The sequence below is a fragment of the Bailinhaonella thermotolerans genome (genome assembly GCF_003594875.1).
GTDB lineage: Bacteria > Actinomycetota > Actinomycetes > Streptosporangiales > Streptosporangiaceae > Bailinhaonella > Bailinhaonella thermotolerans.
In genome coordinates this window covers 227,865-250,495 of record NZ_QZEY01000011.1, presented here as the reverse complement: position 1 = coordinate 250,495, position 22,631 = coordinate 227,865, and the positions used below count along the sequence as shown (strand labels likewise).

General features: G+C 75.9%; 17 protein-coding genes. 12 read left to right on the top strand and 5 right to left on the bottom strand.

Annotation, left to right across the window (positions count from 1 at the left end):
- Window positions 1-298 precede the first annotated feature (298 nt).
- A complete protein-coding gene (gene pgm / locus D5H75_RS26045) occupies window positions 299-1,939 on the top strand; it encodes a phosphoglucomutase (alpha-D-glucose-1,6-bisphosphate-dependent) (protein WP_119929150.1) in 1,641 nt (546 codons plus the stop codon).
- 64 nt (window positions 1,940-2,003) lie between these two features.
- Here pgm and D5H75_RS26040 read toward each other — a convergent pair whose 3' ends face one another.
- Both D5H75_RS26040 and D5H75_RS26035 read right to left on the bottom strand, forming a co-directional pair.
- A complete protein-coding gene (locus tag D5H75_RS26040; protein ID WP_119929149.1) occupies window positions 2,004-2,615 on the bottom strand; it encodes a TetR/AcrR family transcriptional regulator C-terminal domain-containing protein in 612 nt (203 codons plus the stop codon).
- Window positions 2,616-2,920: 305 nt separating this feature from the next.
- Complete coding sequence (locus tag D5H75_RS26035) at window positions 2,921-3,406, bottom strand: peptide deformylase (RefSeq protein ID WP_119929148.1); 486 nt, start codon at window positions 3,404-3,406, stop codon at window positions 2,921-2,923.
- 394 nt (window positions 3,407-3,800) lie between these two features.
- Here D5H75_RS26035 and D5H75_RS41925 point away from each other — a divergent pair, with 394 nt between their 5' ends.
- From D5H75_RS41925 to D5H75_RS26025, 3 genes are read left to right on the top strand one after another with little or no spacing between them, the layout of a single operon-like run.
- The gene (locus tag D5H75_RS41925) at window positions 3,801-5,129 is read left to right on the top strand and encodes an MFS transporter (RefSeq protein WP_202638510.1); all 1,329 of its coding nucleotides are present in this window, start codon (window positions 3,801-3,803) and stop codon (window positions 5,127-5,129) included.
- An 8-nt stretch (window positions 5,130-5,137) separates the two neighbouring features.
- Entirely contained in the window at window positions 5,138-7,198 is a 2,061-nt protein-coding gene (locus tag D5H75_RS41920; RefSeq protein ID WP_277949972.1) for a molybdopterin oxidoreductase family protein, read from the top strand.
- Window positions 7,195-8,604 (top strand): FAD-dependent oxidoreductase, encoded by a 1,410-nt coding sequence (locus D5H75_RS26025; protein ID WP_119929147.1) that lies wholly within the window; start codon window positions 7,195-7,197, stop codon window positions 8,602-8,604. The genes D5H75_RS41920 and D5H75_RS26025 overlap by 4 nt, the downstream gene beginning before the upstream one ends.
- A gap of 69 nt (window positions 8,605-8,673) precedes the next feature.
- Here the strand turns inward: D5H75_RS26025 and D5H75_RS26020 are convergent, their stop codons facing one another.
- Window positions 8,674-11,028 carry a hypothetical protein gene (locus D5H75_RS26020; RefSeq protein WP_119929146.1) on the bottom strand — a complete coding sequence of 785 codons (2,355 nt, stop codon included), beginning with the start codon at window positions 11,026-11,028 and terminating at the stop codon, window positions 8,674-8,676.
- 215 nt (window positions 11,029-11,243) lie between these two features.
- On the opposite strand from D5H75_RS26020, the gene D5H75_RS44270 reads away from it, so the two are divergent.
- The 5 genes from D5H75_RS44270 (at window position 11,244) to D5H75_RS25995 (ending at window position 16,815) form a co-directional block, all read left to right on the top strand.
- Window positions 11,244-11,798, top strand: coding sequence for a peptidase inhibitor family I36 protein (locus tag D5H75_RS44270; protein ID WP_119929145.1), 555 nt, complete (start codon window positions 11,244-11,246; stop codon window positions 11,796-11,798).
- A 277-nt stretch (window positions 11,799-12,075) separates the two neighbouring features.
- A complete protein-coding gene (gene nirB, locus D5H75_RS26010; protein ID WP_119929144.1) occupies window positions 12,076-14,532 on the top strand; it encodes a nitrite reductase large subunit NirB in 2,457 nt (818 codons plus the stop codon).
- Entirely contained in the window at window positions 14,529-14,903 is a 375-nt protein-coding gene (gene nirD, locus D5H75_RS26005; RefSeq protein ID WP_119929143.1) for a nitrite reductase small subunit NirD, read from the top strand. The genes nirB and nirD overlap by 4 nt, the downstream gene beginning before the upstream one ends.
- The gene (locus D5H75_RS26000) at window positions 14,900-16,045 is read left to right on the top strand and encodes a uroporphyrinogen-III synthase (protein WP_242454512.1); all 1,146 of its coding nucleotides are present in this window, start codon (window positions 14,900-14,902) and stop codon (window positions 16,043-16,045) included. Before nirD ends, D5H75_RS26000 begins: the two co-directional genes overlap by 4 nt.
- 125 nt (window positions 16,046-16,170) lie before the next feature.
- Window positions 16,171-16,815 (top strand): sirohydrochlorin chelatase, encoded by a 645-nt coding sequence (locus D5H75_RS25995; RefSeq protein ID WP_242454511.1) that lies wholly within the window; start codon window positions 16,171-16,173, stop codon window positions 16,813-16,815.
- A 48-nt stretch (window positions 16,816-16,863) separates the two neighbouring features.
- Here D5H75_RS25995 and D5H75_RS25990 read toward each other — a convergent pair whose 3' ends face one another.
- Both D5H75_RS25990 and D5H75_RS25985 read right to left on the bottom strand, forming a co-directional pair.
- The gene (locus tag D5H75_RS25990; RefSeq protein WP_202638508.1) at window positions 16,864-17,829 is read right to left on the bottom strand and encodes a MerR family transcriptional regulator; all 966 of its coding nucleotides are present in this window, start codon (window positions 17,827-17,829) and stop codon (window positions 16,864-16,866) included.
- Between the two features lie 176 nt (window positions 17,830-18,005).
- A complete protein-coding gene (locus D5H75_RS25985; protein ID WP_119929141.1) occupies window positions 18,006-18,785 on the bottom strand; it encodes a helix-turn-helix domain-containing protein in 780 nt (259 codons plus the stop codon).
- Window positions 18,786-18,872: 87 nt separating this feature from the next.
- Here D5H75_RS25985 and D5H75_RS25980 point away from each other — a divergent pair, with 87 nt between their 5' ends.
- The 3 genes from D5H75_RS25980 to D5H75_RS25970 all read left to right on the top strand — a co-directional run bounded on the left by D5H75_RS25980 (window position 18,873) and on the right by D5H75_RS25970 (window position 22,597).
- Complete coding sequence (locus D5H75_RS25980) at window positions 18,873-19,295, top strand: nuclear transport factor 2 family protein (protein ID WP_242454510.1); 423 nt, start codon at window positions 18,873-18,875, stop codon at window positions 19,293-19,295.
- A gap of 627 nt (window positions 19,296-19,922) precedes the next feature.
- Window positions 19,923-21,638 carry an AMP-binding protein gene (locus D5H75_RS25975; RefSeq protein ID WP_202638507.1) on the top strand — a complete coding sequence of 572 codons (1,716 nt, stop codon included), beginning with the start codon at window positions 19,923-19,925 and terminating at the stop codon, window positions 21,636-21,638.
- The gene (locus tag D5H75_RS25970) at window positions 21,635-22,597 is read left to right on the top strand and encodes a class I SAM-dependent methyltransferase (protein WP_119929140.1); all 963 of its coding nucleotides are present in this window, start codon (window positions 21,635-21,637) and stop codon (window positions 22,595-22,597) included. The genes D5H75_RS25975 and D5H75_RS25970 overlap by 4 nt, the downstream gene beginning before the upstream one ends.
- The last annotated feature ends 34 nt before the right edge of the window (window positions 22,598-22,631 follow it).

The window sequence follows — 22,631 nt, the reverse complement described above, 5'->3', positions numbered from 1 at the left end:
CTCGAAGGGGTGTGGGAGAGTAGGACGCCGCCGGACCATCTTTGAACGGAAGGGCCATCCCGGTATGGGATGGCCCTTCCGGCATTTCCGGAGACTTTTTCCAGCGGGCTGGCGCATTCTCCGCGGAGGAAACAGGACGCGCCCCCGGCCGAATGTCCGGCGAAGTGCTCATTTCAGGCGGCTTTCCCAGGGATACCCGGACCTCCGACGGGTAGTGGGATCATGAAGGCCGGGGCCCGCGCACGCCGCGGCCCGCCGACACCTCTACTGGCCCGATCCCTGAGCGAGGAGTGCCCACATGGATGAGCGCGCGGGAAAGCCGGCGCAGCCGTCCGACCTGGTCGATGTGCCGAGGCTCGTCACCGCCTACTACGCCCTGCGCGTCGATCCCGGTGACCCGGGCCAGCGGGTGTCCTTCGGCACCTCCGGACACCGCGGCTCCGCGTTCAACACGGCGTTCAACGAGGACCACATCGTCGCGATCAGCCAGGCCATCTGCGACTACCGGGCCGCGCAGGGCATCGACGGCCCCCTCTTCCTCGGCTCCGACACCCACGCGCTCTCCGAACCGGCCCGCGTCTCCGCCCTGGAGGTCTTCGCCGCGAACGGCGTCCACGTCCGGATCGACGTCCACGACGGCTACACCCCGACCCCGGCCGTGTCGCACGCCATCCTGACGTACAACCGGGGGAGGAAGACCGGGCCGGCGGACGGCGTCGTCGTCACCCCGTCCCACAACCCGCCGTCCGACGGCGGCTTCAAGTACAACCCGCCCAGCGGCGGCCCGGCCGACACCAAGGTCACCTCCTGGATCCAGGACCGCGCCAACGAGCTCATCGCGGACGGGCTGCGCGGGGTGCGGCGCACGCCGTACACCAAGGCGCTCGCGGCCGACACGACAGGCCGGCACGACTTCCTGACCGAGTACGTCGACGACCTGGGGTCGGTGGTCGACCTGGAGGCGATCGCGAACTCCGGCGTGACCGTCGGGGCCGACCCGCTCGGCGGCGCGAGCGTCGCCTACTGGGAGCGCATCGCCGAACGCCACGGGCTCGACCTGACGGTCGTGCAGACCGAGGTGGACCCGACCTGGCGGTTCATGACGCTCGACTGGGACGGCAAGATCCGGTCGGACTGCTCGTCGCCGTACGCCATGGCCTCGGTGATCAAGAACCGCGACGCGTACAAGATCTCGGTCGGCAACGACGCCGACGCAGACCGGCACGGCGTGGTCACCCCCGACGCCGGCCTCATGAACCCCAACCACTACCTCGCGACCGCGATCTCCTACCTCTACCGCAACCGCCCGGACTGGCCGGGCGGCGCCGGGGTCGGCAAGACCATGGTGAGCAGCGGCATGATCGACCGGGTCGTGGCGGACCTCGGCCGGCGCCTGCACGAGGTGCCGGTCGGCTTCAAGTGGTTCGTGGAGGGCCTGCTGGACGGGACGCTCGGCTTCGGCGGCGAGGAGAGCGCGGGCGCGTCCTTCCTGCGCCGCGACGGCTCCCCCTGGAGCACCGACAAGGACGGCATCATCCTGGCCCTGCTCGCGGCCGAGATCACGGCCGTCTCCGGCCGCACCCCGAGCGAGCTGTACGGCGAGCTGACCGCCCGCTTCGGCGACCCCGCCTACGCCCGCTCCGACGCCCCCGCGACGCGAGACGAGAAGAAGGTCCTCTCCTCGGTCACCGCCGACGACGTCCAGGCGCGCGAGCTGGCCGGCGAGCCCATCACCGGCGTCCTCACCACGGCCCCCGGCAACGACGCCCCCCTCGGCGGCGTCAAGGTCATGACCGAGAACGCCTGGTTCGCCGCCCGCCCCTCCGGCACCGAGGACGTCTACAAGATCTACGCCGAGTCCTTCCACGGCCCCGACCACCTCAGGCGAGTCCAGGAGGAGGCCCGCTCCCTGGTGAACGACGTCCTCAAGAAGGCCTAGCCCAGCGGGGCCCGACGACTCCGGCCCCTGCCGCACGCCGTACGGCAGGGGCCGCGAAGCGGGGTCAGGGGCGGGGGTCCAGGCGGAGTTGGGTGACCGTTTCCTTGGCCGCCACGTCGCGGGAGGGGACGGAGTCGAGGCCGAAGAAGATCTCGTAGAAGGCGTGGCGGAAGCAGCCGGCGAGGAGGAGGCGGGCGGTGGCGTCGGGGTCCGCGTCGGTGGTGATGCGGCCCTGGGACTGCTCGGCGGCTATGTAGCGGGACAGGGCCGACACCTCGTTGCCGGGGCCCAGGTCCAGGGCGCCGAAGGCGTGGCGGAAACGCACCGCGACCGCCGGGGACGCGAACGCCGGGAGCGCGTTTCCCTGGACGTCGGCGTAATAGTCGATGGCGGCCCGGGCGACGGGGATGAGATTGTCGGTGACGTTTCCCTTGCCGGCCCGCTCGATGAGCGTGTCGAGGGTCCTGAGCCAGGCCGGGAGCCGGTCCTGGAGCAGGGCGAGGAATGTGTCCACGGCCTGGTTGAGCCCGGCCGGTTCGTTGTGGGCGTCCCGGATGCCGGTGGCCTCGGGACGTATGAGCAGCGACATTTCGAGCACGCGCCGGCGGGTGTCCTGTAGCCGCTCGTGCAGATCGCGGTACGCGGGGTCGTCGGGGTGATTGATAGCGATCGCCATAGTGGCCCAAGCATGGGAAGGGGCATTGGTTGGATTCAACTCGGCAGACGGATGGCCGGGCGTTCTTTATCGCGCCGTGTTCGTCCTGGTGGCTGAATCGTTGCCGACCCGCACGCTCACCCCCGTCGGCCATCCCGTCCTGGTCCGATGCTCCATTATGACGGTATTAGGGGGAGAAGTGGGGAAAGTTCCGCAATCCCCAGCCGTCGCAAAGAAAACGATCAGCTTTGTCACCCCGCTGAGCCCTCCACCTGGCCCTCCGGTCCCCGCGCCGCCGCGCCCGGGCGGCGCGAGCCGTACCCGGGTCAGGCGGGCAGGCTGGCCTCGGCCAGGGCGCGCGCCCGCTCCTCCGGTGGGAGCCGGTCGAGGAAGAAGACCCCGTCGAGGTGGTCCGCCTCGTGCTGGAGCACCCGCGCCGCCATGCCGAACGCGCGCACGGTCACCGGCCGCCCGGCCATGTCCTGCCCGCGCGCCACGACCGCGAACGAGCGCCGCAGCGGCCAGTAGAAGTCGGGCGCGGACAGGCACGCCTCCTCGGCCTCGACCGTCCTCTCGGACAGCTCCAGCGTCGGGTTCACCAGGTGCCCGGTCCTCCCGTCGTAGGAGTAGACGACCACCCGGGCCGGCACCCCGATCTGCGGCGCCGACACCCCGGCCCGCCCCGGGACGGCCCGCATGGTGGCGAGCAGCGTCTTGACCAGCTTGCGCAGCTCGGCGTCGAAGCTCGTGACCGGCTCCGCGACGCCGCGCAGCACCGGATCCCCGAACAGCCGGATCGGCTTACCCGCCATGAGTCCCTTCCCCGCGTGAGAACACGACTCGGCGACTCTAGTTCCCAGCCGCCCCCGTCCCCAATCCCCCGCGCCATCCTCGCGCCCGTACGGCTTCCGCCCCGCCGCCCGCTCCCGATCGCCCTTGCCGACGGTGCCGTCCCGGTCACACACTGTGTCCAGGGCCGCCTGCCCGCCGGGGGAGGAGTCACCCCGCCCCCGGGCCCCGGGCCTCCGGAGATGGATGTCGGGGATGTGGGGCGGCGCGGCTCATGGAGGGGTTGTTGCGGGTGTGCGGGAGATGTAACACGCGGGCGGTCACGGAGGGCCCGGGTGCGTAACGCGGCGCTCGTAGCTTCGGTCGCGGTCGCGCCACCGCGGGCGGCGACGAGGCGAGGAGACCGGAGGGGACCGCATGGGCGGACGGTGGATTCAGGAGTGGCGGCCGGACGATCCGGAGTTCTGGGAGACGCGGGGGAAGCGGGTCGCCCGCCGCAACCTGGTCTTCTCGATCCTGGCCGAGCACCTGGGTTTCACGCTGTGGACGGTGTGGTCGGTGGTCGCGGTGCGGCTGGGGGACTACGACTTCAGCGCCGACCAGCTCTTCTGGCTGGTGGCGCTGCCGAACCTGGTGGGCTCGCTGGCGCGCGTGCCGTACACGTTCGCGCCGGCCCGGTTCGGCGGGCGCAACTGGACGGTCGTGAGCGCGCTGCTGCTGCTGGTCCCGGCGGTGCTGCTGGCGGTCGCGGTGAGCGATCCGGGCACGCCGTACTGGGCCTTCCTGGCGATCGCGGCCACGGCCGGGCTCGGCGGCGGCAACTTCGCCTCCAGCATGGCCAACATCACCTACTTCTACCCCGAGAGCCGGCAGGGCGCGGCGCTGGGCATGAACGCGGCGGGCGGCAACATCGGGGTCAGTTCCGTGCAGCTCGTCGTCCCGATGATCATCGGGGGCCTCGGGCTCGCGGCGGCGGGGCTGTTCTGGATCCCGTTCATCCTCGCCGCGGCGGCCTGCGCGTGGTTCTTCATGGACAACCTGGCCGGGGCGCGCTCCAACGTGCGCGAGCAGGTGCGGGCGGCCGGGCGCGCGCAGACGTGGATCATGTCGTTCCTCTACGTCGGGACGTTCGGCTCGTTCATCGGGTACTCCACGGCGTTCCCGCTGCTGACCAAGACGCAGTTCCCGGCGGTCCAGGTCACGGCGGTCGCGTTCGCCGGGCCGCTCGCGGGCTCGCTGATCCGGCCCGTCGGCGGCTGGCTGGCCGACCGGCTCGGCGGCGCGCGGGTGACGTTCTGGACGTTCCTGGCGATGGGCGCCGGGGTGGCGGGGGCCGGGGCGGGGCTGGCCGAGGGCTCCTTCCCGGTCTTCTTCGGGTCCTTCATGGCGCTGTTCCTGACCTCGGGCGTCGGCAACGGCTCGACGTACCGGATGATCCCGGCGATCTTCAAGGCGAAGGCGCTGGAGGGCGTGGACGCGGACGACCCGGCGGCCCGGGAGGCCGCGCTGCGGGCGGGCAAGCGCGACAGCGCCGCCGCCATCGGCGTCATCTCGGCGGTCGGGGCGATCGGCGGGTTCCTCATCAACCGCGCGTTCGGCACGTCCATCGCGGCGACCGGCGGCGCGACCGCCGCGCTGGTGTCCTTCGGTCTCTTCTACGGCGCGTGCCTGGCCCTGACCTGGTGGTGCTACCTGCGGACGGTCGGCGTACGGCTGGCGCCGAGCCTGGCCGCGGCGCGGGTGTAGGGGGCCCGGTGACGACCCCCACCCACTGCCCCTACTGCGCGCTCCAGTGCGGCATGAACGTCGCGGCCGGCGGCGTGATCACGCCCCGCGAGGACGTGCCGGCCAACGGCGGCGCGCTGTGCCAGAAGGGCTGGACGGCGGGCGAGCTGCTGTCCTCTCCCGAGCGCCTGACCACGCCCCTGATGCGGACCGGCGGGGAGCTCGTCCCGGTGGACTGGGAGACGGCGCTCTCCCGGATCACCGGGGAGATCCGCCGGATCCAGGCCGGGCACGGCCCCGACGGCGTGGCCGTGTTCGGCGGCGGCGGGCTGACCAACGAGAAGGCCTACCAGCTCGGCAAGTTCGCCCGCGTCGCGCTGCGGACCTCGAACATCGACTACAACGGCCGGTTCTGCATGTCCTCGGCGGCCGCGGCCGCCCAGCGGGCCTTCGGCCTGGACCGCGGCCTGCCGTTCCCGGTCACCGACCTGGCCCGCGCGGACGTGGTCCTGCTCGCGGGCGGCAACGTGGCCGAGACCATGCCCCCGTTCGTGCGCCACCTGGCGGAGGCCCGGCGGCGCGGCGGGCGGCTCATCGTGATCGACCCGCGCGAGACCGCCACCGCCCGCCAGGCCGACCTGCACCTGCGGCTCACCCCGGGCACCGACCTGGCGCTGGCCCTGGGCCTGCTGCACCTGGTCATCGCGGACGGCCACGCCGACGAGGAGTACATCGCGGCCCGCACGACGGGCTGGGCGGAGATCGCGTCGAGCGTGTCGGCCTACTGGCCCGAGCGGGTCGAGCGCGTCACCGGGGTGCCGGCGGCGGACCTGCGCCGCGCCGCGCGGCTGCTGGGCGCGCCCGGCAACCGGGTGATCCTCACCGCGCGCGGCGCGGAGCAGCAGTCCAAGGGCACGGACACGGTGACCGCGTTCATCAACCTGGCGCTGGCCCTCGGCCTGCCGGGCACCCCCGGCTCCGGCTGGGGCTGCGTCACCGGGCAGGGCAACGGCCAGGGCGGGCGCGAGCACGGGCAGAAGGCCGACCAGCTCCCCGGCTACCGCCGCATCGACGACCCGGCCGCGCGCGAGCACGTCGCCCGCGTCTGGGGCGTGGACCCCGCCGACCTGCCCGGGCCGGGTCCCTCGGCGTACGAGCTGCTGGACTCCCTGGGCGGCGAGGGCGGGCCGAGGGCGCTGCTGGTGTTCGGGTCGAACCCGGCCGTGTCCGCGCCGCGCGCCGGGCGGATCGCGCGGCGGCTGCGCGCGCTGGACTTCCTGTGCGTGTCCGACCTGGTGCTCTCGGAGACGGCCGCGCTGGCCGACGTCGTGCTCCCGGCGGCGCAGTGGGCCGAGGAGGACGGCACCATGACCAACCTGGAGGGGCGCGTCCTGCGCCGCCGCCGCGCGGTAGAGCCGCCCCCGGGCGTCCGGACCGACCTTTGGGTGCTGGCCGAACTGGCCGTACGGCTGGGCGCCCGGGGCTTCCGGCGGGAGCCGTACGACGTCTTCGAGGAGCTGCGGCGGGCCAGCGCGGGCGGGGCCGCGGACTACTCCGGGATCGGCTACGAGCGGCTTGACCGCGAGGGCGGCGTGTTCTGGCCCTGCCCCGCGGAGGGGCACCCGGGCACGCCGCGGGTGTTCCTGGACCGGTTCGCGACGCCGGACGGGCGGGCGCGGTTCGTGCCGGTGGACCACCGGGCTCCGGCCGAGGACGTGGACGAGGAGTACCCGCTGTACCTGACGACGGGGCGGGTGCTGGCGCAGTACCAGAGCGGGGCGCAGACGCGGCGGATCCGGCCGCTGGCCGAGGCCGCCCCGGAGCCGTTCGTCGAGCTCCACCCGGATCTGGCCGAACGGCTCGCGCTCGCGCCGGGGGACCGGGCGCGGGTGACCAGCCGCCGGGGGACGGCCGAGGCGCCGGTCCGGATCAGCACGGCGATCCGGCCGGACACGGTGTTCATGCCGTTCCACTGGCCGGGCGCGAACCTGCTCACGAGCGACGCGCTCGACCCCGTGTCCCGCATGCCCGAGTTCAAGGTCTGCGCGGTCCGCGTCCAGGCCGCGCGCCCCGTGGAGGTGGCCCCGTGAGGCTGGTCGTCGTCGGGAACGGCATGGCGGGATCCCGCCTGGTGAGCGAGGTCCGGGCCCGCTCGCGCGACGTGCGCGTGACGGTGTTCGGGGAGGAGGCGTGGCAGCCGTACAACCGCGTGCTGCTGTCGAACGTGCTCGCCGGGACCGCGAGCCCGGGGCAGATCCGCATGCAGGGGCCCTCGTGGTACGCCGACCACGACGTCACGGCCCGCCTCGGCGTCCGCGTGACGCGGATCGACCGCGAGGCGCGGGTCGTCGAGGCGGAGGACGGCACGCGCGAGCCGTACGACGTGTGCGTGCTGGCGACCGGCAGCGAGGCGGTCGTGCCGCCGATCCCGGGCCTGGCGGGCGAGCGGGTGGTGGCGTTCCGCACGCTGGACGACTGCGAGGCGATCCTGCGGGCCGCCGAGGGCGCGCGGCGCGCGATCGTGATCGGCGGCGGGCTGCTTGGCGTGGAGGCGGCGCGCGGGCTGGCCGGGCGCGGCCTGCCGGTGACCGTGCTGCACCTGGCCGATCACCTGATGGAGCGGCAGCTCGACGCCGAGGCCGGGCACGTGCTGGCGGGCACCCTGGCGGGCCTGGGGGTCGGGGTGCGGCTCGGCGTCACGATCACCGCGGTGCGCGCGGACGGCTCGGCCGAGCTGGAAGGGGGCGAGGTCGTGCCCGGCGACCTGGTGGTGGTGGCCTGCGGGGTGCGGCCGGTGGCCGGGCTCGCCCGTGACGCCGGGCTGGCCGTGGACCGGGGCGTGCTCGTGGACGACCGCATGCGCACCTCCGACCCGGCGATCTACGCGGTCGGCGAGTGCGCGCAGCACGACGGCACGGTGTACGGCCTGGTGGCCCCGGCCTGGGAGCAGGCCGGGGTGGCCGCGGCCGTGCTCACCGGCGGCGAGGCGCGGTACACCGGGTCGCGGCTGGTCACCCGGCTCAAGGCGGCCGAGGTGGAGCTGGCGGCGATGGGGGAGACCCACCTGACCGACGAGGACGCCGAGATCGTGCGCTTCGCCCATCCGGCCCGCGGCACCTACCGCAAGCTCGTGATCCGCGACGACCGGCTCGTGGGCGCGATCCTCGTCGGGGAGACCGGCGCGGTCGGCACGCTCACCCAGCTCTACGACCGGGGGACGCCGCTCCCCGGCGACCGCGCCACCCTGCTCTTCCCCGGCCTGGCCGGGCCTGCCGCGGCCGAGTCGCCGACGCTCATGCCCGACTCGGCGACCGTCTGCCACTGCAACAACGTCAGCAAGCGGGCCATCCGCGCGTGCTGGGAGTCCGGCGCGCGCGACGTGGCCGCCGTGGCCGAGGGGACCCGCGCCACGACCGGCTGCGGCACCTGCCGGGGCGCCGTCGAGGGCCTCCTGTCCTGGCTGAACCGTCAGGACGCGGAGGCCCCCGCGGGCTGACGGCGCGGGGAGGGTGCCCCGCCGGGCGCCGCCGTGCGGGGAGGGGCCCCGCCGGGCGCCGCCGTACGGCTAGCGCCGGGGCGCGGCGCGGTGGACGACGGTGCCCTTGGCGCGGCCGGGGTAGGACATGATCAGGAGTTTCGCCGCGCCGCCGTCCTTCGCCGGCTGCCGGCCGAGATGGACGCGGATCCGGTAGTGGCCGGGGCCGCGCGGGGCCAGGTTCGGCAGGGTCCAGCCGTCCTCCAGCTCGCCCAGCGGGTTCTGCAGGACGGCCTTCCCGTCGGTGCTGCGGTAGGCGATCTCGACGACCTCGTCCCAGCCCCGGGTCTCCACGGGCGGGCGCCGGTCGTACGTCTCGGTGATGACGCAGGTGGTCGCGTCGCTCTCGAAGTTGATCACCAGCATGCCGGGCCGGGAGGCCGCCACCGGGTGCTTGCCGCTCAGGTCGATCAGATCCTCGCCGGGGTCGTCCTCGTCCGTGACCGCGCCGGGCTCCACCGCGCCCATCAGGGCGAACTCGGAGACGATCGGTTCGCGGTGCCGCACCGCCCGGAGCGGCGTGATCAGCGGCCGGTGGCGGAAGGCGGCGCAGGCGCGGCGGTCCGCCTCCTCCATCGCCTGGAACTCCCGGTCCTGCCGGTCCCGGGCGGCCTTGATCTCCGCGGCGATCCCGGGGCAGATCTCGGCGAGGGGCTCGCGCAGCCGCGTGACGTCCACCCCGTCCTTCGCGCGCAGCCGGGCGATCTCCGCCCGGTCGTCCCGCTCGTAGACCCCGCACAGGCGCCTGCCGTACGCCACGAGGTCCTTGTCCGGCATGTTCAGCGCGGACGGGATCGCCGCCCGCGCCCCGCACACGAAGCCCGGCTCGCCCTTGGGCAGGGGCTCGGACTCGAAGTCGGGGTCGGACGATCCGCACTCCCCCTCGCGGGTGATCGCCGCCTCCGGGCCCCGCTCGTTCCTCCCGGGCCCGGTCGTCTCCCCGGGGTCCGCGCCGTCCTCGCCGGAGATCTCCGGATCCTCGTGGGTGGGCTCGGCCACCCGCGTGGAGCGCGGCCCCGGGTCCCCGCCGCCGGGGACCCGCGCGCCGGTGGGGACCAGCGCGGTCACCAGCACCGCCACCAGCGCCAGCGCCGCCGCCACCCCGCCCGCCCGCGGGACCACCCGGGTCCACCGGGGGCTCCCGCCGTACGTCAGCCACAGGATCAGCGCGGACAGCGCGCAGGCGAGGGCCAGGAGCGGCGGCGAGACGCCGAAGAGGTACGGCTGCGCGCCCGCCGACGGCTCCAGCAGGCCGGCCGCGACGAGGCGCCCCCTCAGGGGGCCCTCCGACGGCTCGCGGTGCCCGGCGGCCGCCGCGACGACGGCCAGGGCCGCGACGGCCAGGAGCGCGCCCGTCGCCCCGAGGACGAGGCGGCGCGTACGGCACAGCACGGCGGCCGCCACCGGGGCCGCGAGGAGGGCGAGGCCCACCGCCGCCTCGGCGGCGCGCCAGAACCCCTCGTCCCCGGCGGCCAGCAGCGGCAGCGCGGGCAGGACCGGGAGCGCGACCGCGACCGCGGGCAGCGGCCGCCACCGGAACGGCGGGCGCTCGGGCCCCTCCTCCGGCGGAGGCGGATTCCCCAGGTCGTGCGCCGACATCGCGGCCCACGCGGCGGCGAGGACGGCGAGCGCCCCGGCGGCCTCGGCCGCGACGCCGACTGGGGCCCCGGCCTGGGAGCTCGCGTCGACCGCGGAGTAGGTCAGGAGGACGAGGAACGCCGCCACGAGGACGGCCGCCGGCACGAGCATGCCGGCGTACCCGGCCCGCACGGTCAGGCCGGCGAACCGCCCGTCGCGGGACTGCGCCCGCAGCGTCAGCGCCGCCCACGCGAGCGCCGGCAGCGCGGTCATCGCCGACAGCCAGGCGTACTCCGCGAGGTCGCCCGAGCCGTACTGCCGGGCCAGGGCGAGGAGGGCCACGGCGGCGGCGTCGAGGGTCCCGGCCACGAGCGCGGCGGTCCTGGCCCTCCGGGAGGCCCCGGTGAGCAGCCGGGCGACCACGGTCACGACGGCGAGGCGCAGCCCGGCGGAGACGACCTCCGTCCACGCCGGCGGGTCGTACGGCATCGCGAACGCGATCAGGTGGTCGGCGGCCATGGCGTACAGCAGGACGCGGGCCCACCGCGCGAGCCGGGAGGCCGCGGGCGCGGGACCGGCGAGCCGTCCCCTGGCCAGGTGCCAGATCGCCCACGCCTGCACGGCGACGGCCGCCAGGAGGACGGGGAGGCGGCGGCCGAGGCCGTCCGGGCGGGAGCCGGGTTCGGCGAGCCGCAGGAACGGCCCGTCCTCCCCGGTCGCGATCGCGGAGGCCGCGGCGAGGAGGGAGGCGGCCAGGTACAGGATCGCGAGGGGGCCGGCGATCAGGCCGAAGCGGTAGCGGCGCACGTGCACTTCCAGGGGGACGCCCCGAGGGGGCGAGAGGGGGATCAACGGCGTGAAGCGCCCCACCATACCGGGACGACCCGACAACGTGATCACCGTGGGACGCCCGCGCGCGGGCGGGCGGGGCCGGCCGCCGGTTGGGTAAAGTCCGGTGACTCTCTGTGATGTGATGACTACTCTCGTTCCCTGCCCGACACCTCGTCCCGGAAGGAGACCGTGTGCGCCGCGCCCTCGCCGTCCTCGCGCTGATCCTGGCTCCCTTCACGCCGGGGCCGTCCGCGGCCGGCGTCCGCGCCCCCGCCCCCGCCCACCCGCCGGAGACCCCGCCCGCGGCCACGCCCGACCCCTCACCCGCGAGCCCCCCGGCGCCCGCGGCCACCGGGTCGCCGGGGCCGGCCGCCACGCACCCGCCCGGCGGGCCGCCCGAGCCCGCCGGCACGCCGTCGCCCACGCCGAGGCCCGCCGGGAAGAAGGACGGGTTCGGGCGGTGCCCGGCCAAGGCGTTCTGCGTGTTCGACAAGCGGGGCGGACACGGGCGCATGGCGGCGTTGCGGCGCGGCGCCCGGACCCTCTCGCTCTACCGGATGGACCGCAGGACCGGCTCGGTGCGCAACAACACCGCGCGCCGCTGGTGCCTGTTCGCCGCCCCCCACTACCAGGGCCGGCGCTCGCTCGCGGTCAACGCGGGGAAGAGCGAGGACATCACCGGCGAGTTCGACAACCGCGTCCGCTCCCTCCGCCCCGAGAACCCCCAGGGCTGGTGCTGGCCCTGACCCCGCCCCGCCCGCCCGGCCCGCCCCCCGTCCCGGCCGTACGGCCTGAGCCCGCGTGCCCGCCGGCCCCGAGCCGGGTCCGCTTCGCCGCACGGGCCGCGGCCGGCGCGTGAGCCGTGCGGCGCGTGTGCCGGACAGCGCGTGAGCCGTACAGCGGGAAAGGGCGCGGAAGGCGAAACGGGTGAGCGCCTTGTAGCACGGAGGTAACACGAGGGACCCGGACGGGAAACCCGGCCTGCCCACTATCGGGGTCATCCGATTGTGAGGAGGGCGGGCGTTGAGGCGGAACCTTGTCGTCGTCGGGCACGGCCCGGCCGCTCACCGGCTGACCGAGCTGCTCGTCGAGCGCGGAGCCGGGTGGGCGATCACGGTGCTGGGGGAGGAGCCGCGGCCGGCGTACGACCGGGTGGCCCTCACCTCGTACCTGACCGGGACCGGCGCCGACGAGCTGACGTACCCGGTGCCGGAGGGCGTGGAGTTGCTGCTCGGCGACCCCGTGACGGAGATCGGCCGCGCCGCGCGCACGGTGACCACCCGCGGCGGGCGCACCCTGCCGTACGACGCGCTGGTGCTGGCGACCGGGTCGAGCCCGTTCGTGCCGCCGGTGCCGGGCGCGGAGCACGCGTTCGTCTACCGGACGCTCGACGACCTGGACGCGATCAGGGCCGCCTCGGCCGGGGCGCGGACCGGCGTGGTGGTCGGCGGCGGGCTGCTGGGGCTGGAGGCGGCCGACGCGCTGCGCTCGCTGGGGCTGGAGACGCACATCGTCGAGGTCGCGCCGTGGCTGATGCCGCGCCAGGTGGACGAGGGCGGCGGCGCGGTGCTGCGGCGGCACGTCGAGGGCCTCGGGCTCACCGTGCACACCGGGGTCCCGCTGGCCGCCGTCGAACCGGGCCGGGTCACCCTCGCCGACGGCACCGCGATCGACGCCGGGGTGGTCGTGTTCTCGGCCGGGGTGCGGCCCCGCGACGAGCTGGCGCGGGCGGCGGGCCTGGACGTGGGGGAGCGCGGCGGGATCGTCGTGGACGCGGGCATGCGCACCTCCGACCCGGCGATCTACGCGATCGGCGAGTGCGCGCTCGCCGGCGGGACGGTGTACGGCCTGGTGGCGCCGTGCTTCGCGATGGCGGAGGTGGCGGCGGACCGGCTGTGCGGAGGGACGGCGGAGTTCGCGGGCGCGGACCTGTCCACCAGGCTGAAGCTGCTCGGCGTGGACGTCGCGCAGTTCGGGGCCGCCTCAGGGCCGCTCGACGTGACGTTCATGGACCCGGTGGGCGGCGTCTACAAGAGGCTGTTCGTCTCCGACGACGCGCAGACCCTGCTCGGCGGCATCCTGGTCGGGGACGCCGGGCCGTACTCCGCGCTGCGCCCCTTCGTCGGCCGGCCGCTGGCGGGCACCCCGACCGAGCTGCTGTTCGGCGGCACGGCGGCGCTGGGCGGCGACCTGCCCGACGACGCGCAGGTGTGCAGTTGCAACAACGTCACCGCCGGGCGGGTGCGCGAGGCGATCGCGGGCGAGGGCCTGACCGACGTGCCGGGGATCAAGGCGTGCACGCGCGCCGGGGCGACCTGCGGGTCGTGCGTGCCCATGCTCAAGCGGCTGCTCGCCTCGTCCGGGGTGGCGCTGGGCAAGGCCATGTGCGAGCACTTCGACCACAGCCGGGCGGAGCTGTTCGACATCATCCGGGTGCGCGGCATCCGCACCTTCTCCGAGCTGATCTCCGCCCACGGGCGGGGGCGCGGCTGCGACGTCTGCAAGCCGGCGGTGGCCTCCATCCTGGCCTCGCTCGGCGCCGGGCACATCCTGGACGGCGAGCAGGCCGCGCTCCAGGACACCAACGACCACTTCCTGGCCAACATCCAGCGCAACGGGACGTACTCGATCGTCCCGCGCATCCCCGGCGGCGAGATCACGCCGGAGAAACTGATCGTCATCGGCGAGGTCGCGCGGGACTTCGGCCTCTACACGAAGATCACCGGCGGGCAGCGCATCGACCTGTTCGGGGCCCGGGTCGAGCAGCTCCCGGTGATCTGGAAGCGCCTGGTGGACGCCGGGTTCGAGTCCGGGCACGCGTACGGCAAGGCGCTGCGCACCGTGAAGTCCTGCGTCGGGTCCACCTGGTGCCGGTACGGCGTGCAGGACTCGGTGGGGCTGGCGATCGCGCTGGAGCTGCGGTACCGGGGGCTGCGCGCCCCGCACAAGCTCAAGTCGGCCGTGTCCGGCTGCGCCCGGGAGTGCGCCGAGGCCCGGGGCAAGGACTTCGGGATCATCGCGACCGAGGGGGGCTGGAACCTGTACGTCGGCGGGAACGGCGGCTTCCAGCCCCGGCACGCCGACCTGCTGGCCGCCGACCTGAGGATGGATGAGCTGATCCGGGCCATCGACCGGTTCCTGATGTTCTACATCCGCACCGCCGACCGGCTCCAGCGCACCTCGGCGTGGCTGGAGAGCCTGGACGGCGGGCTCGGCTACCTGCGCGAGGTGATCATCGACGACTCGCTGGGCATCGGGGCAGACCTGGACGCGGCCATGGAGCGCCATGTCGGGTCGTACCAGGACGAATGGGCGGCGACCCTGGCCGACCCGGACAAGCTCCGGCGGTTCGTGTCCTTCGTGAACGCGCCCGGCACCCCCGACCCGACGATCGCGTTCGAGACCGAGCGCGACCAGATCAAACCGGTCCTCATCACCGAGATCGGCGCCCGCGGCGGACTGGAGGTGACGCGCGCATGACGACCGGCAGGCCCGATGTCCTGGAGCCCGGAGCGGTGGAGACCGCGCGGGGCTGGGTCCCCGTCTGCGACTACGCGGCCCTGACGCCCGAGCGGGGCGCGTGCGTGCTGGTCGGGCCGCACCAGGTGGCCCTGTTCCGCACCTTCGACGGCCGCGTGCGCGCGATCGGCCAGCTCGACCCGTTCAGCGGGGCGTACGTCCTGTCGCGCGGCATCGTCGGCAGCCGCGGCGACCGCGCCACGGTCGCCTCCCCGATGCACAAGCAGGTGTTCGACCTGGAGACCGGCGCCTGCCTGGACGACCCGCGGGTCCGCGTGCCCGTCTACGACGCGCGCGTGCGCGACGGCCGGGTGGAGGTGAGGGTCCCGTGACCGGGGAGGCCCCGGAGACCGCCCCCGACGCCCTGGCCGGGTTCACGGTCGGGGTGACCGCGACGCGGCGGCGCGAGGAGTTCCGCGCCCTGCTGGAACGGCGGGGCGCCCGCGTCGTGACCGCCCCGGCGATCCGGCTCGTGCCGCTGCCCGAGGACGACGAACTCCTCGCGGCCACCCGGCGCTGCCTGGACGGGCCGCTCGACCATGTCGTGATCACCACCGGGGTCGGGTTCCGCGGCTGGTTCGCCGCCGCCGAGGGGTGGGGCCTGGCGGCGGAGCTGAGCGGGCGGCTCGCCTCGGCGCGGCTGCTCACCCGGGGGCCCAAGGCGCGCGGCGCGGTCCGGGCGGCCGGGCACGCCGACGCCTGGTCGCCCTCCTCGGAGTCGTGCTCGGAGGTGCTGGCCCACCTGATGGAGCGGGGCGTCGCTGGCGCCCGCGTCGCCGTCCAGCTCCACGGCGAACCGCTCACCGGGTTCGTGGCCGCGCTGCGCGAGGCGGGCGCGGAGGTCATCGAGGTCCCCGTCTACCGGTGGGCCCCGAGCCGCGACGCCGCCCCGATGCGCCGCCTGGTGGCCCAGGCCGTCGGCGGGGCCGTGGACGCGATCGCGTTCACCAGCGCCCCCGCGGTCCTGGCCACCCTGTCCGCCGCCCGCGCCGCCGGCCTGGAGGACGACCTGCTCGCCGCCCTGCGATCCCGCGTGACCGCGGCCTGCGTCGGGCCCGTCACCGCCGCGCCCCTGGAGGAGCGCGGCGTCCCCACCGTGCGGCCCGAGCGCGCCCGCCTGGGCTCGCTCGCCCGCGCCATCGCCCGCCACCTGCCCGCCCACGGCGTGCGCAGGATCGAGGCCGGCGGGCACGAGGTGGAGCTGCGCGGGCACGCGGCGGTCGTGGACGGCGAGCTCCGGCCGCTGGCCCCCGCGCCCATGGCCGTGCTCAAGCGCCTGGCCGAACGCCCCGGCCACGTCGTCTCCCGCGCGGAGCTGCGCACCGTCCTGCCCGGCACCGTCCCCGGCCGCGTCTCCGCCGAGCACGCGGTGGAGATGGCGGTCACCCGCCTGCGGCGCGGCCTCGGCCGGCCCGGCGTCGTCGAGACCGTGGTCAAGCGCGGCTACCGCCTGGCCTGCGACCCCGTCTCATGAGCGGGCGCCGCCTCGTGGCCGGGCCCGGCCGCCCGAGCGGCGGGTCCGGGCCTCGGAACGGGCACGACCCCGGGAGCGGGCACGGCCCCGGGGACGGGCGGGGCCTTCCGCGGGCGGGCGGGATCGTGCTCGCCGCGCACGGCACCCGCGACCCCCGCGGCGAGGAGGTGACGCGCCTGATCGCCGCCGGGGTCCCGGGGGCCCGGCTCGGCTTCCTGGAGATCAGCTCGCCCTCGCTGGCCTCGGTGCTGGACCTGGCGCCGGGCCCGGCCGTGGTGGTCCCGCTCCTGCTCGGCGGCGGCTACCACGCGCACGTGGACATCCCCGCCGTCGTCGCGGGCCGCGCCCGGGTCGCCCCGCCGCTCGGCCCCCACCCGCTCCTCGCCGAGGCGCTGGCCGGCCGGCTGGCGGCGCACGACCCGGGCCCGGGCGACGCCGTCGTCCTCGGCGCCGCCGGGTCCTCCGACCCCGCCGGCCTGGCCGCCGCCCGGGCCATGGCCCGCCTGCTGGCCGTACGGCTGTCGCGCCCGGTCACCGTGGGCTTCGGCGCGGCCGCCGCCCCGTCGGTGGAGCGGGCGGTCGCCCGGGCGCGCGCCCGGGGCGCCCGGCGGGTCATCGTGGCCGCCCACCTGCTGGCCCCCGGCCACTTCCACGACCGGCTCCGCGCGTCCGGCGCCGACGAGGTGACCGAACCCCTCGGCCCGCACCCCGCGGTCCTCGCCCTCGTCCGCCACCGCGCCCGCGTCCCCTCCCCCGCCCCCGCCGCCTGACCGGGCCGTGCGCGCCGCCGTACCCCGCGCCGCCGGGCCTGACCCGCGTCAGGGGTTGGCGCGGAGCCAGGCGAGGACCTGCTCGGCGTGGCGGTCCGGCGGGAAGATCGGGTAGAAGACGTGCTCGATCACGCCGTCCTTGACGATCAGGGTGAGGCGCTTGTAGAGGGTCATTCCGGCGGCCTCGAACGTGGGCAGGCGCAGCTCCTCCACCAGGCGCAGGCCGGCGTCGGAGAGCATGGAGAACGGCAGGCGCAGCCGCTCGACCACCTCGCGCTGGTAGTCCGTGTCCTGGCTGGACAGGCCGAACACCGCCCCGGCCCCCGCCGCCAGCAGCTCGGCGTGGTGGTCGCGGAATCCGCAGGACTCGGGCGTGCACCCGCGCGCCCCGGGGATGGCGTCCCACCCCTCGGGCTGGTCGCGGTCCGGCCGGCCGGTCAGCGGGTAGATGTAGATCACGGTCCGGCCCGGCCCGGGCGCGTCCAGGGAGATCTTTCGGCCCGCCGTGTCCGGCAGCGTGAGCGCGGGCATCGGCGTGCCGGGCAGGTGGTCGGCCGCCCCGTCGTCCTCGGGCACGGGCAGCCCGGCGGGCAGTTCGTAGAAGTCGGTGCGCATGGGGGTCTCCTCCTCATCGGGCATCGGCACGCGGCTGTTGCGGTAGGCGGCCTCGCGCAGGTGCGCCAGCAGGACCGCCCGCCGGTTCGCCAGGCCCTCGATCCGCTCGGTCAGCTCGTCGATGGCCCGGCGGTAGGCGGCCAGCGAGGCCGGGCAGTCGTCCGCGTGCTCGTGACCGGCGCCCAGGCACTCCAGGAACGGCCGCGTGCCCTCGACCGGGATCCCGAGCCGGCTCAGCTCCCGGATCTCGCGCACCAGCCGTACGTCGTGCTCGCCGTACTCGCGGTATCCGTTCGCCCGCCGCCGCGGTGTGACCAGGCCCAGCGACTCGTAGTACCGGACCGCCTTCACGGTCGCCCCGGCCCGCCGCGCCACCTCGCTGATCCGCACTCCGCCCACCCCGCGAAACCTAAACCCTGCCCCCGGGGTCAAGGTCAACCCCGTCCCGAGGATACGCGGTCCGCTCCCGCGCCCGGCCTGCCCGTACGGCGGCCGCCCGCGCCCCGCCGTACGCCGGGGACGGCGATCGGGCCGGACGGCGATCGCGCCAGGAGGGCCTGCGGGGCGGCCGGAGGTCAGGCGCCGGTCCGGGCGGCGAGGCCGGTGAAGTAGGCGGCGGTCTCCGCGTCGCTCGGGTAGTAGGACTCGATGGCGACCTCGTCCAGGGTGATGTCCATCGGGGTGCCGAACGTCGTCGTGGTCGAGAACAGGCGGAGCTCCCGCTCGCCGAAGCGGAAGATCATCGGGACCACGACCTCGGACGCGATCGGGGGAACCGGGTCCTCGGCGCCCGGCGCCAGGAGCTCCTCGTAGAGCGCGGTGAGCGCGGGGTCGGGGGCGGTGGCGAGCTGGCGCGCGATCCGGGTGCGGAGCAGCGCGCGCACCTCGGCCAGGTTGACGATCCGGGGCGCGAGCCCGCGCGGGTCCAGCCCCAGCCGCACCATGTTGATCGGCGGCCGCAGCAGGTCGGGGGCGACCTCCGCGAGGAACGGGTCGATGGCGCGGTTGGTCATCACGATGTCCCACCGCCGGTCGATGACCAGCGCCGGGAACGGCTCGTGGGCGCGGAGCACCCGCTCGACCGCGTCCCAGGCCGCCGCCAGCGCCTCCTCGTGGAGCGGCCGCTCGGCGTACCGGGGCGCGTGGCCGGCGGCGAGCAGCAGCCGGTTGCGCTCGCGCAGCGGCACGTCGAGCTGGTCCGCGAGCCGCAGGATCATGTCGGCGCTCGGGTTGGACTTGCCGGTCTCCACCAGGCTGACGTGGCGGGCCGACACGTCGGCGGCGATCGCCAGATCGAGCTGGCTGAGCCGCCTGCGGTGCCGCCACTGACGCAACATCTCCCCGACCGTGTACATGGCCGCCGATGCTACTCGTCCTCCGCTGAAGCGCCATGAAATCCCATTTCATCGACAATTCCGAGGAACCGCCTGAACACTGCCCCCATGACGAACGACACGACGAACGACACGACGAACGACATGGCCACCCGGAACAAGGACATCGTGCGGCAGGCGCTGACCGAGCTGATCGGCACGGGCGACGTCGGCTCGCTGGCGCCGCTGCTGAGCGAGGACTTCCGCCACCACCGGCCGGACTCCACCTCGTCGACCAAGACCGAGTGGCTGGACGCCGTGCGCGCCGCGCTCGTCCCGCTCGCCGGGATGCGGGTGGAGATCATGCACGTGCTGGCCGAGGGCGACCACGTCGTGATGCACTCGCGGCGCCACCTCCCCGGCGGCCCGGAGATCACGGTGGTCGACATCTGGCGCCTCGACGGCGGGCTCATCGCCGAGGCCTGGGAGATCATCGAGCCGGCGGCCCAGGCCCAGGCCAACCTGACCTGGTGGGAGCCCGCCGCCGCCTGACCACCCCCTCCGCGCCGTACGGCGGCCCGCGCCGCCGTACCCCGGCCCGCTTCGCCGTACGGCACGCGCCGGGCGGGCGTCGCGGGAAGGCGGCGGGAGCGGGGCCTGGGCATGGGCGAGGGCGGGGGCGCCGCACGCCCGCCGGGGCGCGGGTCACAGGACGTGGCCGCCGGCCAGGTAGGGGGCGGGTTCGGGGAGGCCGCGGAGGGCGAGACGGCTCTCGGTGGCGAGGCCGCGGCGGGCCGGCGATGCGGCCGTCCTCCTCCGCCGTCCGGCATCCGGCGGGGCCGGTCGCGAGGAAGTGCGCGACCCGCTCGATCCACCGCCGGGAGCCGGCGGCCTGCGGAGGCTGAGGCTCGGGGTCGCCCACCCGTCGCGCGAGCCGGTCCGCCTCCAGGGACGTCACCGCCGAGGCGTGCCCGGCGCCGGGAAGGTCGCCGGGGATCATCGGCCTGATCCGGAGGGAGTCCATGCCCGCGTGCCCACCCCCGCCCCGGATCGATCACCCGCCCCGGCCGGGAGGTCGCGGGACGTGCCCTTTCCGGGAGCGCTCGTGGGGCGGGGGATCGGCGGGCGGGTTCGGGGTTCGGGGTGTCCGGAGGGCGGAGGCGGGGTTATCGTGCGAGCGTGGCGGGGTTCGGCGGGGACTCACGTGGGCGGTCGCCGCTGCTGGCCTGGATCGGGGAGCCGGCGGACGGGCGGGGCATCCGGTTCGCCGCGCCGGGCGGGGAGTGGGACTTCTGGCCGTACCCCCGGCTGGCGTCGCTGACCGAGGACGTGGCGGCGGGGCTGCGGCGCGCCGGGGTGGAGCCGGGCGACGTCGTGTGCCTGGTCCAGCGGCCGGGGCCGGGGTTCGTCGCCGCGCTGTTCGGCGCGATGCTGGCGGGCGCCACCCCCGCGCCGATCGCGCCGCCCGCCGTGTTCCAGGACCCCGGACGCTACCGCGAGCACTACGCCGGGCTGGTCGCCACCGCCCGGCCCGCCCTCGTGCTGACCGAGCCCGACCTGGTCCCCCGGCTGGGCCCGCTCGCCCCGGGCGTGCCGCCCGCGCCGCTCGGCGACCTGCTGGCCGGCCGCCCGTCCGTCCGCCGCTCTCCGCAGCGCGCGGGGCGGGAGCCGTACGGCGGGCGCGGGCCGGACGCGTTGCTGCAGTTCACCTCGGGGTCGAGCGGGCGGGCCCGGGGCGTGCGCGTGCCGTACCGGGCGCTGGAGGCCAACGTCGCCGCGATCCACGCCTGGCTGGAGTGGACCCCGCGGGACCCGGTGGCCTCGTGGCTGCCGGTCCACCACGACATGGGGCTCATCGGCTGCCTGATCTGCCCCGTCGCGCGGCAGTCCGACCTGTGGTCGATGCCGCCCGAGGACTTCGTCCGCGATCCGCGGCGCTACCTGGCCTGCTTCGGAGAGCTCGGCGCCCGGCTGACCGCGATGCCGGGCTTCGGCCTGGCCCACATCGCGCGGAAGGTGCCCCCGGCCGCCCTCGCGGGCCTGGACTTCCGGGACTGGCGCGCCGCGATCATCGGGGCCGAGCCGCTGGACCCGGAGGCGTTCGAGCGGTTCGCCGCGCTCCTGGCCCCGCACGGCTTCGCCCGGGAGGCGCTGCTGCCCGCGTACGGCCTGGCCGAGGCGACCCTGGCCGTGACGGGTCTGCCCCTGCGCGAGGGGTGGACCTCCGTCCGCGTCCTCCCCGGGAGCCTGGCGCCCGGCTCGCCGGTCCGGCTCGGCCCGGAGGGGGTCCCTGTGATGGGGTGCGGCCGCCCGCTCGGGGTCGAGGTGGGGATCCGCGCCGAGGACGGGACGCCGATCCCCGGCGGGACCGTCGGCGAGATCGTCGTGCGCGGCCCCTCGGTGGCCGACGGGTACGCCGCAGAACCCGGCGGCTCGACGCGGTTCGACGGGGACGCCCTGCTCACGGGCGACGCCGGGTTCCTGCTGGAGGACCGGCTGTACGTCCTCGGCAGGCTCGGCGACGGCCTGAAGATCCGCGGCCGCATGGTCTTCGCCGAGGACCTGGAGGCCGAGCTCGCCCGCGCCGGCGTGCCCGCGCACCGGGTGGCCGCCGCCCTCGGCCACCGCCGCGCCGAGCCGACCGTGCTCCTCGTCCTGGACCGGCCCCGCCCCGGGTGGCCGGGGCTGGCGCGCGAGGTCCTGCGCCGCCGCACCGAGGGCGCCCGCGTCGTGGTGGCCGCCGCCCCGATCCCCCGTACGACCAGCGGCAAGCCCCGCCGCCGCGAGCTGTGGCACGCCTTCCTCTCAGGCGGCCTCGGCGAGGCGCCGCACGAGGACCCCGGCCGCGGCGAGCGGGACGGCGAGGACAGGACGGGCGAGGAGGTGGCCGGATGAGCGAACCCGACCGCGGCACCGGCACGAACCCGGGCGACGTGAACCCGGGCGACACGGACCGGAGCGACGTGAACCCGGGCGACGCGGACCGGAGCGACGCGAACAGGGACGAGGCAGGCCGGGACGGCCGGGACGAGGCGGGCCGGGACGAGGCGGGCCGGGACGAGGCGGGCCGGGACGAGGCGGACCGGAGCGACGCGGGCCGGGACGACGCGGAGCGGGTCAAGGAGCGGGTGGCGGAGATCTGGGGTTTCGCGGCGCCGGGGTACGACGGGTCGTGGGGCCACGGGCTGAAGACCGGGGCGGAGAAGCGGGCGTGGACGGCGGCGCTGGCGCGGATGCTCCCGCCCGGGCCGCTGCGGCTGCTGGACGCCGGGTGCGGGACGGGATTCTTGACCCTGCTCCTGGCCGAGGCCGGGCACGAGGTGGTCGGGCTCGACCTGTCGGAGGGCATGCTCGCCGTGGCCGCAAGGGAGGCGGAGCGGCGCGGGCTGCGGCCGCGGCTCGTGCGCGGCGACGCCGAGCGCCCGCCCGCCGGGCTGGGGCCGTTCGACGCGGTGGTGTCCCGCCACCTGCTGTGGACGCTGCCGGAACCCGAGCGGGCGGTGCGCGCGTGGCGCGGCCTGCTCCGGCCCGGCGGCCTGGTCCTGGCGATCGACGAGTTCTGGCCGCCGCTGTCCCCGGCCGCCCGCCTCGCCGTACGCGCCGGGCGGCTGCTGGACCGGCTGGCGGGGGAGGACGACGGCGGCGGATACCCGCCCGACCTGGCCGGGCGGCTGCCCCTGCACCGGCTGGCCGATCCGGGGCCGGTGCGCGAGGTGTTCGAGCGGGCGGGCCTGACCGGCGTCGGGGTCGAGCCGCTGACCGAGGTGGACCGCGCCGAGCGCGCGGTGATGCCGCTGCGGCTGAAGTTGGGGTTCGACTACCGGCGTTACCTGATTCGCGGTTCTTGTCCCTGATGTCCACATGGACGGGCCGGAGGTTCGGGGTTAG